The organism is Porphyromonas vaginalis (genome assembly GCF_958301595.1).
GTDB lineage: Bacteria > Bacteroidota > Bacteroidia > Bacteroidales > Porphyromonadaceae > Porphyromonas > Porphyromonas vaginalis.
In genome coordinates this window covers 2,438,228-2,451,630 of record NZ_CATQJU010000001.1, presented here as the reverse complement: position 1 = coordinate 2,451,630, position 13,403 = coordinate 2,438,228, and the positions used below count along the sequence as shown (strand labels likewise).

Sequence of the window (13,403 nt, the reverse complement as noted above, 5' to 3'; positions counted from 1 at the left end):
CGAATCTCCACGTGGGGAATCTCAAATCTCCACGTGGATATTTTTTATTTTCCACGTGGGCGTGATTCATTTCTTCCGAAGTTTCATTTGATTCCTCCGAAGTTTCATTTCATTCCTCCGAAGAATTTTTTATTCTCCACGTGGAGATTTCGAAATATCCACGTGGAAATCAGTTTCCCCCGACACGGTGCCGTTTTGATATGTAGTCGGCTCTAAATTATTGTAATGAACCAGTATCGCTTTTGACACAATCCCCACGTAGGGCGTTTGTTTTTCTGTCGCAAAAGGAATCCAGCTGGTCACAGATCAGACCTAAGCCTACCAATTCTTCAGAATAAGAATTAGCGGGGTTATGGTTTCTGTGGCTCCTCTTCGGGTGGTGTGACCGCTTCGTAAGCTCCGACGGTATAGCCACCGAGTCGATTCTTGCGTCGTGGCAGACCTGTACGATCGAGGTCACAGCTCGTAGGTGCGATAGGCGAGAGCTCTTGCAGGCCAGCCGTCTCGACTGGATGGAAGTCAAAGTGGAAGTGATACGGGGCTTGCCTATTGTTGCGATCCTTGTAGTCTTTGCCCAGCATCCAGTAGCTATCGACAAAGGGGATGGTGGCGCGATGACAAGTAGGGAAGAGCTCCTCGATGAGCCGCTTAGCTACGATAGAGTCCTGCTCCAGTCGCAGGTAGCACTGCTGCAGATCGAGCTGCGACTGAGCCGAGGGGTGCCACGATAGCTCGCCCGAGCGGCGCAGTGTGTCGCTCTGCAGTGTGATCGTCTGCCGTCCGTCTACAATGCTATTGATCATCTGGAGCTTGCCCCCCTCACCTACATAGAGTACGGGGCTGCGTCTATGGTCAAATAGGTAGTCACTCACCACTGTCAGATGCTCTGCCTGTACGGAAGCTTTTTTCATCGACAGGCAGGAGCCGCGCACATTGCTTAGCTCACTGTTTCGCAAGGTGTAGCTACCTCCGGCGAGGGTCAAGCCATCTCCGCCCATGTTGGTTATGGTGCTGGACTGGAGGAGCAGTCGCTCAGCTAGAGGATCGCCCCCCTGGACGAAAGTCACGCCCCCTCGTCCATTGCGAATGGTCGTGTAGCGTACCTCATTGCCCTGGCTCTCAGCGGTAAACTGTATGTAGTCCCATTGATTCGGAAGGAGACGATAGGAGACATCGGAGGTGAGGTTGTCTCGCCTGATACCCTCTATAAGGATAGGTCGAGAGGCGGAGCCCGCTAGTGTCAAGGCTCCCCGCACGATGATCCGGCCTCCTTGAGGCAGTAGCAGATGCCCTCCCTCGGCAATCGTTAGCCGCACGCCAGGCTCTACGGTGATGCTGTCGGTGATCAGGTAAGGTCTCTCGCTGCTCCAGAGGGTATCTTTCGCGATGTGCAAGTTGGCGGGTAGGGTAGAGATGTTTTGCCGATAGCCCTCGATACGGGTGTAGTGCGTGACCCCATTACAGCGCCACAGGAGCGAGTCGGTCACCAGCGTCGGCAGGTCAGAGTCCCCATCTGTAAAGGTTGCCTCCACAAAGATATAGATGCTGTCACGAGGAGGCAGCGTGAGGTCTCGTATCTGCAAGCCAATGCGTCCGTCCACATTGATGCGGTATCCCTTGTTACCACCACTCAGGAGTGCCACCTCATCGAGGAGTAGTGGCTGGTCATGCGGATTGTAGATCATCGCCACGTGGGTCGCTGAGGAGAGTGAGCTGTAGAGCGTGTCTAGGCGTATCGTGTCGACAGATAGATAGGGCTGGGTGCCCTCTGAGCGATCATACTGCCAGGGCGACCGCACGCATGCCATCAGCAAGAGTGCAGCACAGAGTGCGCAGATGGGTATACGAGTCAGCCGTGACAGGGGACGTGTAGATCTTCTTATTTCGTTCATCGGGCAGTGGTAATCTTGGGTAGAAAGTATGGAGCAAAGCGAACTCAAGGTCGCTGAGCCATTTGCAACTACGCTCCTATGGGCAAAAGTACTGAAAATAGCAATCGGCGCAACCGCTCGCATTCTGTAACCCATGTAAAAACAAACGAGTGCAACCCAAACAATTATTGGATTGCACTCGCTAGGTGAATGGATGCACAGTACGCATCGTGGTGGTCCCACTTGGGCTTGAACCAAGGACTCCCTGATTATGAGTAAGATTTTGAGGGTGCGGAAGTGCTGATATTGGCGGATTTACGTTGTTTGTGATGGTGCGTTTGCACGGTTTCAATCGTGTGGCGTGCAAATGCGTTGCAAATGATTTGGGTGGTTTGGGTTGGTTTTTGGGGTTGGTTTGGGTGTGATGTGGGTACGAATTGGCGAAATCGGGTACACGTCGGTGGTGACGTGGGTACGATCGTGCTGTATCGGGTACAGGTGGGTTAGACTTTAGAGGTTAGAGGTTAGAGATTAGATATTAGAGGGTAGGCTTTAGGGGGTAGAGGGTAGACCTGGAGGGTGGAGGGTATACATTATATATAGGTGTGGGGTGTGGGTTAGTTGTAGCGCTGGATGGTGATGCTGGCTCGGACGCGCCAGAGGCGTGCGATGCGGTCGATGCGTATCTCGAAGTCTTCGTAACGGGGGTTGTCGGAGTGTGCTATCCAGTGTGTGAGGTGCTTGTCTGTGTCGGGGTGCTTGCGTATGCGCTTGAAGAAGGCTTGCACGCTGTCGCTGTCTGTGGGGTCGTCGCTGGTGCGCAGCTCGATGCCGAAGATCTCGCCAAAGGGTATGCTGAGGGGTTCGTCGGGGTAGAAGTGGTACTGCTTGACGGCTACGGCTGTGCCTTCGGGTAGTGTGGGCTCCATAGAGTCGCCTCGTACGATGATTAGTTCGTCGGCTTTGATGTCGGGGAGTGCCCATACGCTCTCGACTTCGTTCCATGCGGTGATGATGCTGTTGCCTTTGTTACCTGCTTGGAATGGCTCGGTGTATAGTGGTACGAGGTCAACGCCCATGCGGTCGGCAAAGGCGCGTGCTTCGTCCCACTGGTCTAGTGAGAACTCGCGTGGCTCTGTCAACTGCTCGGGGGTGTCGCTGTTGAGCATACTGCCCTCGCCTGTGAGGAGCCAAACATGATTGAGGTCTGGGTATGTTTGTAGAAGTTTATTCAATACCCTGTTAGACAAATCTCTGTTTGGTTGTCTGGATTTTCCGATTGTTCCTACAGAAAGTTCTGCGTCTTTTGTGACTTGATTGTCATTTAATCCGCTGTAGTTCATATATTTATCGAACCTATCGATACATCTCTCTTCGTTCATATTGAAATTAGTTCTTGAAAAGCTTGGTTTGTATTGAAGTTTTTTCTACCTTTGCAAGCAGAAAGGGGAGGACAAAAGCTCCCTTGGGTGTAAGTAAGACTACAAAGTAATAGAAAACGGACAAGAAAAACAAGAGTATGAGACGAGACGAGCTAAGAGAAAATCTAAAGCGCTACGACTTCGAGGGCGTAACGAATGAGAAACTGCTGGCGGTCAGAGACACCGCCAGGGATGTGCAGGAAAAGCTACATAGCATCTGCAATGAGCTACGCAGCTACAACGACTTAGGCGTACTCTACGCCAACCCCGATGAGGTGAGAGACTGCGTAAAAGAGTGCCTCCAAGCACTCGCAGACGAGGAAGCTATGTACGGGACTTTTGTCAAGAGACTAGGAGATGAGATAGTCAAGAGACTAAACAAGTAACCACAAGCGGACAAGGATATGATACAGACAGTAACACTACACGAGATTGCAAGGGGGCTAAACAGTATCGATATTAAGGCGTACAGCCTATCATTTCTAATCACCTACAAGGCATACACCCACGAGGCTATAGTCAAGCTCGAGCGATCAGCAAGAGAGATCAAAGAGTACATGATCTTAGACATGCCAGAAGGAGATGCAGCATGCACGGAGGTTAAAGCCCTAAAGGATGAACTAGCATCTTGTATCGAGAGACAAGCAAAGGTTTACAGAGATCACCTCTCGAGCGTAGATGAGGAGATTGCCAAGCGACTAGACAAGTAACAACAAAAGCGAACAAGACTATGGGGCTAGAATATGATAAGCTAGATAGTATGCAGGAGCTTGTCCATAAGCTGTACGAGCTGAAGTACAAGCTGATGTATGAGCTAGCGACGGCTGGTATGGCTGAGGAGCTGGAGGCGTGGTCGAAAGATGGTCGTATGGATGTGGATGCTGTGACGGACGAGCTGACGGAGCATATCGATGTGCTGGGAGAGATGAAAGCTGTCTGCGAGGAGATGCTCCGTATGGTGTGTGATGTAGAATTTGATGATTAGAGCTATGCTACTAAAGGATATAGAGGCTAAGGTGCGGGCTGTGGAGCCTGAGGGTATGAGTATGCGTGCGCTCTTGGAGGCTCGTGAGCGAGCTGTGGACTCGTACTCGCAGTTGGTTCGGTCGGCTTATGAGCTGGGCGAGTACAACATGAGTGGGTCTGCGACGAACTACACGGAGGTGAGTGATGAGGCCTTTGAGCTGAAGCATAGTCTGGAGGGTGTACTGCTGGATCAGTCGCACTACTATCTGTCATTGATGCAGGTGCTGGATGATGAGATAGAGGAGAGGTTACTAGAGGTGAGAGATTAGAGGTTAGAGGATAGAGATATGACAGACTTAGATGAAGTATATAGAGCAATAAATGAGATACGAGAGCTCAAGACGTGCAGAGCGGTGCGAGCCTACTACAAGAGCTTACCGAGGGAGCTACAAGAGAGCCCGCTGGTGCTTATGGAGGTTCGCAGGAAGCGAAAGGAGATACGATGGGTGAGGTTCTACCGCTGGTTGTTCTTGGGGTAGTCCTTCGGACGCTCCAAAAGAACGAAGAGAGCAAACATTGGGGTTGAGGTGAATATCACGGGATAGTCCTTACTGAGGTAGTTGACACCATTTATCTGAGCTATATGCCAGCCATTTCGGAAATAAAACGACAGCCTCCTTTCGGTCTTCTCATTGAATTTCTCGCTAGTCTCCCCACTGAGGAGAATGACCCTTTGGTCCATTTCGTAAGCCATAATGATGTAAGTGAAATTGTGACAGCACAAAGATAACGAGATAATACGGATAGCCTCGCTCTGGTGATGAGTGATTATTGTGACAGATGAGCGCGTAAGACGGAGCGGGAGCTATCCACCCTAAAAGAAATACAATAACAATAAAACAGATAAGGATATGGTGAATGAGAAACCGAATGTACCGCCTACGGCTAGGTACTCGCTGCGAGAGGCGGCGAAGATACTGGGTGTGAATGCGAAGACGATTAGCCGAGCTATAGAGCGTGGCGCTATGCGCTGTGGCTATCGTAAGATGAATGATATGCCTTATGTGGAGGGCAAGGAGATCATGCGTATGTGGCAGGAGAGCTGGTGAGAGATGGCTGTTGGCCTTTGGCTGTTAGCTGTTGGCTCTTGGCTAGAGAATGAGAAACAACTAAACGAATTAGAATTATGACGAAGAATGACAAGCTGGACGAGCTGTCTAAAGCTCTCTTTGGGTGGGTTGAGGAAGACGAGGATAATCGCTCTGTAATGCTCATCGCAGGCGATGAGGAAAGTGTACGTAACGCTTACCGTGGCAGTAGGAGCAATCTAGTAGAGTCTCTAGCGAATGCTATGCTCAAAGATAAGAAGCTACGTAGTATGTGTGCTAGAGCCTTGGCTCTGTGTGAAAGAAATAAAGAGAACGACAATGACGAAGACTAGATTAACGGCAATTGAGAGCTGGCTCCGATTTGTGGGGCTTGCACTACTGGCGGGAGTGGGATTTGCTCTCTTGGTACACGACTTAGACGCTGAGGAGCCGACGATGGTGTGGTACTGGAGTTTGCTCCTACGCATCGCGGGGGGTGGTATGCTCTACCTGACGTATCGTGTGGGCAAGACGCTGCAGGAGTGGGGTATGCTACCAAGGTTTGAGGATGAGCTAGAGGACTGAGGTATGCACAAGCAGATACAAGAGGTCACGACGGACGTGACCGAGACGGGAGAGATCAAGCTCGTACAGTACGACTGGACACCAGATGACGAGAGTTTCCCACGACACGCAGACGTGCTGAGAGACGTTGCATTCGACCAAGCTAGAGACCTCGCAAGCGCACTTGACAAGACGCTCCGCAAGACGATCGAGCAACTATGCTCCGAGACGGACGACCTCACACAAGATGAGGAGCGATGGCTGAGAAAGACAGTTTTCTCGATGATCATAGCACGGAGAGCACTCCAAGAGACGGGCGACACGCTATGGGAGTGGCGCCTAGTCGTGGATCGCACGAGAGAGTTTAGGGAGCAAACGGAAAAAGCTCTCAAGGGGTTAGACGAGGAGCTGGATGATTAGGAGCTAGTGGCTCTAGTAGCACTAGTAGCTCTAGGAAATGGATGAAGTAATAACTAACTAAACAAACAGAGAATATGCAGGAAATTTTGATTACGGGTAACCTGGGCAAGGATGCCGAGGTGATCCGCAGGAAGGACGGCAAGGAGGTTTTGACCTTTAGCGTTGCCGTAAGTAATGGTAAGGAGGCTAATGGCGAGGATCGCAAGCCTACGTGGTATGGTGTATTTGTGATGGGGAGCTATGAAAATGTGGTGCCTTATCTAGTACGTGGTACTCGTGTGCTGGTGCGTGGTCGTCTAGGTGCTGGTTCTTACACAAACAACCGAGGTGAGACGGTTATCTCGCTGGATGTATCTACGAGCCCTAGCGGTGTGGAGATCCAAAAGTTTGCTGACGACAATAATGTCGGGAGCAAAGCTGGGACGCAGGCACAGAGAGGGGTACAGCAATCAGAAACACCTTTCTAGACCTTAAAGAGAACAGAGTAAATAAACAACCAAACAACCAAACATTATGCAGGAACTACAGATAATACAAGCAAGGCTAAAGGCTCCTAAGGGGCAGTACAATAGCTTCGGCGGATTTAAGTATCGCTCGCTGGAGGACATCTTCGAGGCGTTGAAGCCTCTCCTCGCAGAGACACACACGTCTCTCGTGGTAGGTGACGAAATAGTACTTATCGGTGAGCGGTACTACGTATGCGCCACCGCCACGTTGACCAATCAACGGGGCGAGCAGGTGACGAACAGAGCGTACGCTCGTGAGGACTTGGTCAGGGGCAAAATGGACGGGTCACAGATGACAGGCTCCGCTTCCTCGTATGCGAGGAAATACGCATTGAACGGTCTATTTGCGATCGACGATACGAAGGATGCGGACACGGACGAGTACACTAAGGCGACTAAGGAAGGAGCCAACAGCAAGCAGGCGACAGCTAAGAGCCAACAGCCAAAGGCTAATGGCCAACAGCCCGCTGAGCCCGCCCTGACGGCTGAGATGCGTCAGAAACTGGAGGGGTCTAAGACTGTTACGGAGCTGTACAAGGCTTTTGGGGAGTTGCCTCAGGGTCTGCGTGAGCATCCGCAGGTGAAGGCGTATTGCTCGGAGCTGCGTGATAAGCTGGAGGGTGCTAAGCTGGATGAATGTAATAAGTAATGAGTAATCAGGAGGGTGTGTGATGGCTTTTGGCTGTTAGCTGTTGGCTATTGGCTAAAGGATAGAAAATAGTCCTAGGAGTATCGAACAAAAGTCCCAGGACTATCGGATGAAAGTCCCAGGACTATTTTCCGCCCTCCAAAATGGTACAAGAAAAATGGCAAAGAAAGAATTGAAACAATCGCCTGTGACGTTTGACGCGGTGGCGCATGACTACTTTGTGGTTGGTGCGGACTTTGAGACGACGAAGTATAGTGGTGTGACGGGCATCCTGAAGGGTGTGGTCTATCCCAATGAGTATGATGGTGTGCCTGAGGAGGTGCTGGCTCGTGCAGCTGCGCGCGGTACTCGTATCCATGAATTGTGTCAGGCTACTGACTGTGTGGCTACGGAGCCTCAAGAGGGAGATGATCGCTATCAGGCAGAGGTGGACAACTATAAGTCTCTGAAGGATACGCATGGTATCAAAATGATCGCTAATGAGTATCTGGTGAGTAATGATGAGTGGCTGGTGGCTAGCTCTATAGACTGTGTGGACGATCAGTATAATCTGTACGACATTAAGACTACGTATGCGCTGAATGAGGGGTATGTGTCGTGGCAGCTGAGCATCTACGCTTATATGTTTGAGCTACAGAATCCTGGTCTTGTGGCTGGTAAACTATACGCTATCTGGCTGCGTGGTGAGGAGGCAAAGCTGGTGGAAGTGCCTCGTCATAGTGCTGAGGAGGTGGAGCATATCATCGAGCTGTGGCGTGCTGGTGAGACTTATGAGGCTCCGCTACCTAGTGGTGAGTCTCTGATCAAGAGTGTGATCGAGGCTCGCAGGGAGATAGCGGGTCTGAAGGCTATGATAAGCAATATAGAGGCAGTACTGACTCCACTAGAGGAGCAACTACAGTCCGATATGGAAGCTAAGGGCACCAAGAGCTTTACAGCTGATGACGGTACCAAAGTAACCTACACTCCCGCCTCTACGACTAAGCGACTAGACAGCAAGAAGCTAGAGTCGGAGCAGCCCGACATCTACAAGCAGTACGTAACCGAGACGGAGCGTAAGGCGATGCTTAGAGTGACGTTTAGCCGTTAGCCGTTGGCTGTTAGCTGTTAGCTAGACAAACTACAAGGACGATGATTTACGACCTACATAGCGAGTTGCAGCGGACTTCGTTCGAGGTTAAGGTGTCTTATCACTTGGAGCGTGGTGATGTGGTGGAGCTGAAGCGTGTGGGTCAGAGGCGGACGACGTCCCAAAATAGTTACCTGCATCTCTTGCTGGGCTACTTTGCGATTCAGGTGGGTGAGGACTTAGAAAGCGTGAAGCGTGACTACTACAAGCGCGCTGCTAATGGAGATCTCTATGTGCGTACTTGCGATAGTAAGCTGAGCGGTCATAAGGAGTACCTGCGCAGTAGTAGTGCCTTGACTGTCGAGGAGATGACGCTGTCGATAGAGCGCTTTCGCAATTGGTCGGCGCAGGTGGCTGGTATTTACTTGCCGTCTAGCAGTGATCGTGATGGGCTTTTTGAGCTGGAGCAGGAGGTGAATCGTAATAAGCAATGGTTATGAGTATGATGTCACAGACGAGACAGATACGTGAGCACCTGGAGAGTGGTCGAAGTATCACGCCACGGGAGGCGTTGAAGCTGTATGGCTGCTTTCGTCTAGGTGCTCGTATCTGGGACTTGCGAGATGCGGGTCTAGATATTGAGACGACGATTGTAGAGGAGGGTGGTAAGCGCTTTGCCTCTTACAGGTTGGTCTAGAGTATTGGGAAAAAATGAGTGTGTTGTACCTGTGTAGTTGATAGCTTTGGGGGGTGCCTGTATTGGCTTAAAGAGGGCTTTTTTCTGGATTGCTTTTTTCTCCCCGCCCCCTGTAGCTATTGCATAATAAGTAATGAATATGAGACTAGAAGATATCAATGAGGCTTTGTCGGCTTGGCAAGGCGAGGGTGCAGAGGATGGCCGTGTGGCTATCTTGCTGACGGGTGAAGGTGGTAAGACGTGTGTGTCTTACTTCGGACGTAAGTATGAGGTGGGTAGTACGCTGGGCTTGGCGGTGGCTTATGACAGCCAGTTTCGCGAGGCTATCCTGAAGGGTATCTATAGTACTATGGAGGCTATCGGTCAGATGCTAGAGTCTAGTGAGGATACGACCGAGGAGCATTATGATATTAAGCGTGTGGCACGCTGAGCGATGTAAGGTACTTTAGTATGGCACGACCTAATCAAATCAAGCACGACAGCAACGCACGACAAGATGAGAAGCTTCTCGCCTTGCGTCTGAGGCTGGGCTGGGAAGGGTACGGGCTCTATTGGGGTATCATAGAGATACTACGAGACCGCACAGATCACATGGGCTCCAAAGATTATAATGAGATAGCCTTTGAACTCCGTGTCAGTGCAGGACTTATCAAGCAGATTGTCGAGGACTTTGGGCTATTTGCCTTTGCCGATGATGGCAAGCGTTACTACTCCAAGCGTCTCTCTAAGGACATGGATAAGCAAGCTCGTATCTCTGAGAAGCGTAGGCAGGCGATACAGAAGCGGTGGGATAAGCGAGATACAAGTGTAGATACAAATGTATATACAAATGTATGTACAGATGAAATACAATTGTATGGACAAGAAAAGGTACCCCTTTCTTCCCCCCATAAAGAAAACGAAGAAAGTTCCCCCACACCCCCTAAAGAAGAAAAAGAAATATACCCCCCTATAATCCCCCCAAAAGAAAGCGCAAAGCGCGGTCAATGCGCGCGCCCGCACGAGGAGAGCGCAAAGAAAAATTTTGGGGAGGCGGTAGGTGGTGAAGTGAAAGCCCTCTCAGCAAACATCTCTGCTGGCGCAGAGAAAGAAAAAAGTTGCGCTAAAAAAGAAAGCGAGCTGGAGGTGGACTATCCCGAGGAGGAGCGTTTCTCGCAGGCTACTATGGGAGACTTTTCGGTGGTGACGAGCTGGTGGAACATGAATATAGCTCGTGGTCGTATGCCTGTGGTTGGTGAGCTGACGAGGACACGTCGGTATAAGCTGATGGATCGTATTGCTGAGTGGCGTACGAAGAGTCCGAGAGGGAGCCTGGGCGAGACGCTGAGCAAGCTGGAGGCGGAGATACTGGGCTCTGCGCTGCTGCGAGGTGATAAGGGTCGATGGGTCGTAACCTTTGACTGGTTGATCGCTGATGATACGAATTGGCGTAAGGTCTTGGAGGGGAACTACAAGGATGATAACAATGCAAATGAGAGAAACAATGGAACAGACAGGTATGCTAGACGCCGAGGGTGTGAAGGCCGCGTTGCGCCAGCTGAAAGTTTTGAACAGTGGGACGGACGCTTTTAAGTTGCCGATGAGTGCAGCTGATGCAGAGGTTTATATCCGAGGAGCTTTTGAGGCTCAGGTGGAGAGCCGTGGTGGGGTGGTGCAGTATGATGAGATGACTGTGCGCAACTTACGGCTGGTTGCTGAGACGCTGACGAGTGGTGGTCACAAGTTTGGGGTGCTTCTAGCTGGTACGTGCGGTAATGGTAAGACGACGATGATGCGAGCTGTGCAGTCGGTGGTGCAGTTGCTAAACAACACCTACTACAACCGTATGGGTCAGCGTGTCGGGAATTACCTTGTGGAGGCTAAGGAGATAGCGCAGATACCTGATAAAACGGGGGTGCTGAAATTCTACCAAACGACACCGCTACTCTGTCTGGACGACCTTGGCAGGGAGCCTACGGAGGTGATGAAGTTTGGCAATGTGACTAGTCCGATTACGGAACTGCTGGAGTATCGCTATAACCAGCGGTTGACGACGCTTGTGACGACTAATCTGGAGCCATCTGAAGTGAGACAGAAGTATGGTGATAGGATTGCGGACAGATTCAATGAGATGTTTGCTGTGATCAGCTATACGGGAGCGTCGTATAGACGTTAGCGAGCGGGTGTGTGGGATGTATGAATGGACTAATGGAACGAGCGGAGCAGGTCTTTGTTGACTTCTTTGCGGGTGTTACTATGCTGGTGCTATTCCTCCTGATTGTACTGGACTATGTGGCTGATGAGCTAGTGTTAGCTGGTGTGATAGCTATTATCGTAATCTTATGTAGAGGTTAGCGAGCGCGTGTGAGGTATGGGTGATGAGTTGAGTGATAAGCGTCTGAGGCGTATGGAAAGTGAATTTGCGGAGCGTGAGCGTATGCTCCTGGGTGGTGGCCCTGATATGGTGGTGCATGTGTATGAGTATAATCGTTGCTGGCTGAGTCACTCGGCTAGTGTGAGTGCAGCTGTGCATCGGACTAGGTATAGTGCTAAGCAGGTGACCAAGATTTTGAAGGATCGTAATGTGTGGAATCCGTAATGTGGTGAATAAGAGGATAATAAAGAATGAAAGACGAGATGAGGCGTGTTGGGACGTGGCGGGGTGTGTTTGTTGGGGTGTGTGTGGTGGTTTGTGTGGGTTGTGGAAGTCGCTATGTGCCTGTGCATTACTATCACGAGCGGGAGTCTGTGCGTGTGGAGCGTGATAGTGTACATTTTGCTGATACGGTGCGTATTGCTGAGCGTGGTGATACGGTGCTTGTGAATGTGGTTAAGTGGCGTACTCGGTATCGGAGTGCTACGGATACGGTTGTGCGGGTGGATACGGTGTCGATACCGAGGGAGCTGGTGGTACAGCCAGCGCCTAAGCGACAGCCGTGGTGGCGTAGGTGGCTGACGGCTATTGGTGCGCTGGTGGTTGTAGGTGCAGGGGCAATAGGAGTCTATAAACTGATCCGAGTACTGAGATGAATAATGCGGAGAGTCGCTTGCAGCAGGCGTGTGTGAGGTGGGTTCGTTATCAGTATCCTGACGTGGTTGTGTATGCTATCCCTAACGGTGGTAAGCGTAATGCGGTGACGGGGGCGATACTTAAGGCTGAGGGTGTTTTGCCTGGCGTGGCTGATTTGTTTGTGGCTCGTGCTTGTGGTGCGTGGCACGGGCTGTTCATTGAAATGAAGACTGAGCGAGGTAGGCAGTCTGAGAGTCAGAAGGCTTTTGAGCGTGCTGTGGTGGGTGAGGGGTATAGGTATGCTGTTTGTCGGTCGTTTGAGGATTTTGAGGGTGTTGTGCGGGGGTATTTAGAGGTTAGAGGTTAGAGGTTAGAAGTTAGAGATTAGAGTGAATCGGAGGGTGCTGTCTTGCTTTGAGGGCGGGCGGACACATAGGTCCGCCCCTACGAAGGGTTACACGTCTCTGAGGTCTAATATCTAACTTCTAATCTCTAACTTCTTTTATGGGAAAATGTAGGGCGTGGGGTGGTTGGTTGGTGGTACATTCGTGGGAGATTATAGAATGAATTGATTATGTCTGTTACGGCGATTGTAGGAGGTGTTTTGGGGGGACTTAGTCTTCTGGGTAATGGTATAAGTGCGATAGTGAGTAAGCGTGCGTCGGCTCGTGAGGCTGAGCGTGCTAGAGGTGTGCAGCGTGACTTGCTGAATGCGGCTAGGGCTGATTATCTGCGTGAGTCTAACTCGTCTGTTTTGTCTCGTAGTGATGCGGCTCAGGTTTTGGAGCGTGCTCGTAGGGAGATGAGTGATGGCGGTCGTAGGGATAGGCAGCGTGCTTTGGTGAGTGGAGCGACGGCTGAGTCTCAGGCTCAGATGGCTGGAGCTCGTGCTGGGGCGTATGGTGATGCTGTGTCTCGTATCGGAGCTTTGGGTCAGCGTGTTAAGGATAATGCGTTGGCTCGTTGGCAGGCTCAGCGTACGCACTACGCTAATACGATGAGTGGTATGCATGATAGTATGGCTCGGTCGCATGCTGTGGCTGCTAATAATGCGCTGAAGGGTGTTGCAGATGCTGTGGGTAGTGTGGCTGATAATGTGCTGGCTGGTGTGGGTGGCTCAGGGGACGATAAGGATAAGAAGGATCAAAAAAAGGTGTAGGAGT

23 protein-coding genes are annotated in these 13,403 nt (G+C 50.9%); 20 read left to right on the top strand and 3 right to left on the bottom strand.

The window, feature by feature from the left end:
• Positions 1-350: 350 nt before the first annotated feature.
• Complete coding sequence (locus Q2J34_RS09570) at positions 351-1,892, bottom strand: hypothetical protein (RefSeq protein ID WP_298889695.1); 1,542 nt, start codon at positions 1,890-1,892, stop codon at positions 351-353.
• A gap of 596 nt (positions 1,893-2,488) precedes the next feature.
• Positions 2,489-3,106 carry a S24 family peptidase gene (locus tag Q2J34_RS09565; protein WP_300970106.1) on the bottom strand — a complete coding sequence of 206 codons (618 nt, stop codon included), beginning with the start codon at positions 3,104-3,106 and terminating at the stop codon, positions 2,489-2,491.
• Between the two features lie 284 nt (positions 3,107-3,390).
• Between Q2J34_RS09565 and Q2J34_RS09560 the strand changes: the two genes are divergently transcribed.
• The 4 genes from Q2J34_RS09560 to Q2J34_RS09545 are packed head-to-tail and all read left to right on the top strand — an operon-like array spanning position 3,391 to position 4,587.
• Positions 3,391-3,678 carry a hypothetical protein gene (locus Q2J34_RS09560; protein WP_300970105.1) on the top strand — a complete coding sequence of 96 codons (288 nt, stop codon included), beginning with the start codon at positions 3,391-3,393 and terminating at the stop codon, positions 3,676-3,678.
• 18 nt (positions 3,679-3,696) lie between these two features.
• Complete coding sequence (locus Q2J34_RS09555) at positions 3,697-4,002, top strand: hypothetical protein (RefSeq protein ID WP_300970104.1); 306 nt, start codon at positions 3,697-3,699, stop codon at positions 4,000-4,002.
• Positions 4,003-4,022: 20 nt separating this feature from the next.
• Positions 4,023-4,277 (top strand): hypothetical protein, encoded by a 255-nt coding sequence (locus tag Q2J34_RS09550; RefSeq protein WP_300970103.1) that lies wholly within the window; start codon positions 4,023-4,025, stop codon positions 4,275-4,277.
• Positions 4,278-4,281: 4 nt separating this feature from the next.
• Positions 4,282-4,587: a hypothetical protein gene (locus Q2J34_RS09545; RefSeq protein WP_300970102.1), complete on the top strand. Its 306-nt coding sequence runs from the start codon at positions 4,282-4,284 to the stop codon at positions 4,585-4,587.
• A gap of 185 nt (positions 4,588-4,772) precedes the next feature.
• On the opposite strand, the gene Q2J34_RS09540 is transcribed toward Q2J34_RS09545, so the two are convergent.
• Positions 4,773-5,012 carry a hypothetical protein gene (locus Q2J34_RS09540; protein WP_300970101.1) on the bottom strand — a complete coding sequence of 80 codons (240 nt, stop codon included), beginning with the start codon at positions 5,010-5,012 and terminating at the stop codon, positions 4,773-4,775.
• A gap of 157 nt (positions 5,013-5,169) precedes the next feature.
• Between Q2J34_RS09540 and Q2J34_RS09535 the strand changes: the two genes are divergently transcribed.
• From Q2J34_RS09535 to Q2J34_RS09460, 16 genes are all read left to right on the top strand, one after another.
• Positions 5,170-5,367, top strand: a complete 198-nt coding sequence (locus tag Q2J34_RS09535) for a hypothetical protein (RefSeq protein ID WP_300970100.1) — start codon at positions 5,170-5,172, stop codon at positions 5,365-5,367.
• A gap of 77 nt (positions 5,368-5,444) precedes the next feature.
• Positions 5,445-5,699: a hypothetical protein gene (locus Q2J34_RS09530; protein ID WP_300970099.1), complete on the top strand. Its 255-nt coding sequence runs from the start codon at positions 5,445-5,447 to the stop codon at positions 5,697-5,699.
• Positions 5,686-5,931 carry a hypothetical protein gene (locus Q2J34_RS09525; protein WP_300970098.1) on the top strand — a complete coding sequence of 82 codons (246 nt, stop codon included), beginning with the start codon at positions 5,686-5,688 and terminating at the stop codon, positions 5,929-5,931. The genes Q2J34_RS09530 and Q2J34_RS09525 overlap by 14 nt, the downstream gene beginning before the upstream one ends.
• A 3-nt stretch (positions 5,932-5,934) precedes the next feature.
• Positions 5,935-6,330, top strand: coding sequence for a hypothetical protein (locus tag Q2J34_RS09520; protein WP_300970097.1), 396 nt, complete (start codon positions 5,935-5,937; stop codon positions 6,328-6,330).
• A gap of 74 nt (positions 6,331-6,404) precedes the next feature.
• A complete protein-coding gene (locus Q2J34_RS09515; RefSeq protein ID WP_300970096.1) occupies positions 6,405-6,797 on the top strand; it encodes a single-stranded DNA-binding protein in 393 nt (130 codons plus the stop codon).
• A gap of 46 nt (positions 6,798-6,843) precedes the next feature.
• The gene (locus tag Q2J34_RS09510; protein WP_300970095.1) at positions 6,844-7,485 is read left to right on the top strand and encodes an ERF family protein; all 642 of its coding nucleotides are present in this window, start codon (positions 6,844-6,846) and stop codon (positions 7,483-7,485) included.
• A gap of 157 nt (positions 7,486-7,642) precedes the next feature.
• Positions 7,643-8,575 carry a hypothetical protein gene (locus Q2J34_RS09505; protein ID WP_300970094.1) on the top strand — a complete coding sequence of 311 codons (933 nt, stop codon included), beginning with the start codon at positions 7,643-7,645 and terminating at the stop codon, positions 8,573-8,575.
• Positions 8,576-8,616: 41 nt separating this feature from the next.
• Positions 8,617-9,054: a hypothetical protein gene (locus Q2J34_RS09500; protein ID WP_300970093.1), complete on the top strand. Its 438-nt coding sequence runs from the start codon at positions 8,617-8,619 to the stop codon at positions 9,052-9,054.
• A gap of 2 nt (positions 9,055-9,056) precedes the next feature.
• Entirely contained in the window at positions 9,057-9,251 is a 195-nt protein-coding gene (locus Q2J34_RS09495; protein ID WP_300970092.1) for a helix-turn-helix domain-containing protein, read from the top strand.
• Between the two features lie 139 nt (positions 9,252-9,390).
• On the top strand, positions 9,391-9,681 hold the full coding sequence (locus tag Q2J34_RS09490) for a hypothetical protein (protein WP_300970091.1): 291 nt from the start codon (positions 9,391-9,393) through the stop codon (positions 9,679-9,681).
• A 20-nt stretch (positions 9,682-9,701) separates the two neighbouring features.
• Positions 9,702-10,823: a Lin1244/Lin1753 domain-containing protein gene (locus Q2J34_RS09485; protein WP_300970090.1), complete on the top strand. Its 1,122-nt coding sequence runs from the start codon at positions 9,702-9,704 to the stop codon at positions 10,821-10,823.
• Positions 10,798-11,406 carry a P-loop NTPase family protein gene (locus Q2J34_RS09480; RefSeq protein ID WP_300970089.1) on the top strand — a complete coding sequence of 203 codons (609 nt, stop codon included), beginning with the start codon at positions 10,798-10,800 and terminating at the stop codon, positions 11,404-11,406. The genes Q2J34_RS09485 and Q2J34_RS09480 overlap by 26 nt, the downstream gene beginning before the upstream one ends.
• A 231-nt stretch (positions 11,407-11,637) precedes the next feature.
• A complete protein-coding gene (locus tag Q2J34_RS09475) occupies positions 11,638-11,829 on the top strand; it encodes a hypothetical protein (RefSeq protein ID WP_300970088.1) in 192 nt (63 codons plus the stop codon).
• 122 nt (positions 11,830-11,951) lie between these two features.
• Positions 11,952-12,260: a hypothetical protein gene (locus Q2J34_RS09470; protein ID WP_300970087.1), complete on the top strand. Its 309-nt coding sequence runs from the start codon at positions 11,952-11,954 to the stop codon at positions 12,258-12,260.
• Positions 12,257-12,607 (top strand): VRR-NUC domain-containing protein, encoded by a 351-nt coding sequence (locus Q2J34_RS09465; protein WP_300970086.1) that lies wholly within the window; start codon positions 12,257-12,259, stop codon positions 12,605-12,607. The genes Q2J34_RS09470 and Q2J34_RS09465 overlap by 4 nt, the downstream gene beginning before the upstream one ends.
• 279 nt (positions 12,608-12,886) lie before the next feature.
• A complete protein-coding gene (locus tag Q2J34_RS09460; protein ID WP_300970085.1) occupies positions 12,887-13,399 on the top strand; it encodes a hypothetical protein in 513 nt (170 codons plus the stop codon).
• Positions 13,400-13,403 lie beyond the last annotated feature (4 nt).

Excerpts from the sequence above, each read along its gene's own strand:
- Q2J34_RS09510 (WP_300970095.1), top strand. The coding sequence starts at position 6,844 with ATGCAGGAACTACAGATAATACAAGCAAGGCTAAAGGCTCCTAAGGGG.
- Q2J34_RS09545 (WP_300970102.1), top strand. The coding sequence starts at position 4,282 with ATGCTACTAAAGGATATAGAGGCTAAGGTGCGGGCTGTGGAGCCTGAG.
- Q2J34_RS09570 (WP_298889695.1), bottom strand. The coding sequence starts at position 1,892 with ATGAACGAAATAAGAAGATCTACACGTCCCCTGTCACGGCTGACTCGT.
- Q2J34_RS09550 (WP_300970103.1), top strand. The coding sequence starts at position 4,023 with ATGGGGCTAGAATATGATAAGCTAGATAGTATGCAGGAGCTTGTCCAT.
- Q2J34_RS09515 (WP_300970096.1), top strand. The coding sequence starts at position 6,405 with ATGCAGGAAATTTTGATTACGGGTAACCTGGGCAAGGATGCCGAGGTG.
- Q2J34_RS09505 (WP_300970094.1), top strand. The coding sequence starts at position 7,643 with ATGGCAAAGAAAGAATTGAAACAATCGCCTGTGACGTTTGACGCGGTG.
- Q2J34_RS09495 (WP_300970092.1), top strand. The coding sequence starts at position 9,057 with ATGATGTCACAGACGAGACAGATACGTGAGCACCTGGAGAGTGGTCGA.
- Q2J34_RS09520 (WP_300970097.1), top strand. The coding sequence starts at position 5,935 with ATGCACAAGCAGATACAAGAGGTCACGACGGACGTGACCGAGACGGGA.
- Q2J34_RS09465 (WP_300970086.1), top strand. The coding sequence starts at position 12,257 with ATGAATAATGCGGAGAGTCGCTTGCAGCAGGCGTGTGTGAGGTGGGTT.
- Q2J34_RS09475 (WP_300970088.1), top strand. The coding sequence starts at position 11,638 with ATGGAAAGTGAATTTGCGGAGCGTGAGCGTATGCTCCTGGGTGGTGGC.
- Q2J34_RS09560 (WP_300970105.1), top strand. The coding sequence starts at position 3,391 with ATGAGACGAGACGAGCTAAGAGAAAATCTAAAGCGCTACGACTTCGAG.
- Q2J34_RS09540 (WP_300970101.1), bottom strand. The coding sequence starts at position 5,012 with ATGGCTTACGAAATGGACCAAAGGGTCATTCTCCTCAGTGGGGAGACT.
- Q2J34_RS09485 (WP_300970090.1), top strand. The coding sequence starts at position 9,702 with ATGGCACGACCTAATCAAATCAAGCACGACAGCAACGCACGACAAGAT.
- Q2J34_RS09535 (WP_300970100.1), top strand. The coding sequence starts at position 5,170 with ATGGTGAATGAGAAACCGAATGTACCGCCTACGGCTAGGTACTCGCTG.
- Q2J34_RS09530 (WP_300970099.1), top strand. The coding sequence starts at position 5,445 with ATGACGAAGAATGACAAGCTGGACGAGCTGTCTAAAGCTCTCTTTGGG.
- Q2J34_RS09555 (WP_300970104.1), top strand. The coding sequence starts at position 3,697 with ATGATACAGACAGTAACACTACACGAGATTGCAAGGGGGCTAAACAGT.
- Q2J34_RS09490 (WP_300970091.1), top strand. The coding sequence starts at position 9,391 with ATGAGACTAGAAGATATCAATGAGGCTTTGTCGGCTTGGCAAGGCGAG.
- Q2J34_RS09500 (WP_300970093.1), top strand. The coding sequence starts at position 8,617 with ATGATTTACGACCTACATAGCGAGTTGCAGCGGACTTCGTTCGAGGTT.
- Q2J34_RS09525 (WP_300970098.1), top strand. The coding sequence starts at position 5,686 with ATGACGAAGACTAGATTAACGGCAATTGAGAGCTGGCTCCGATTTGTG.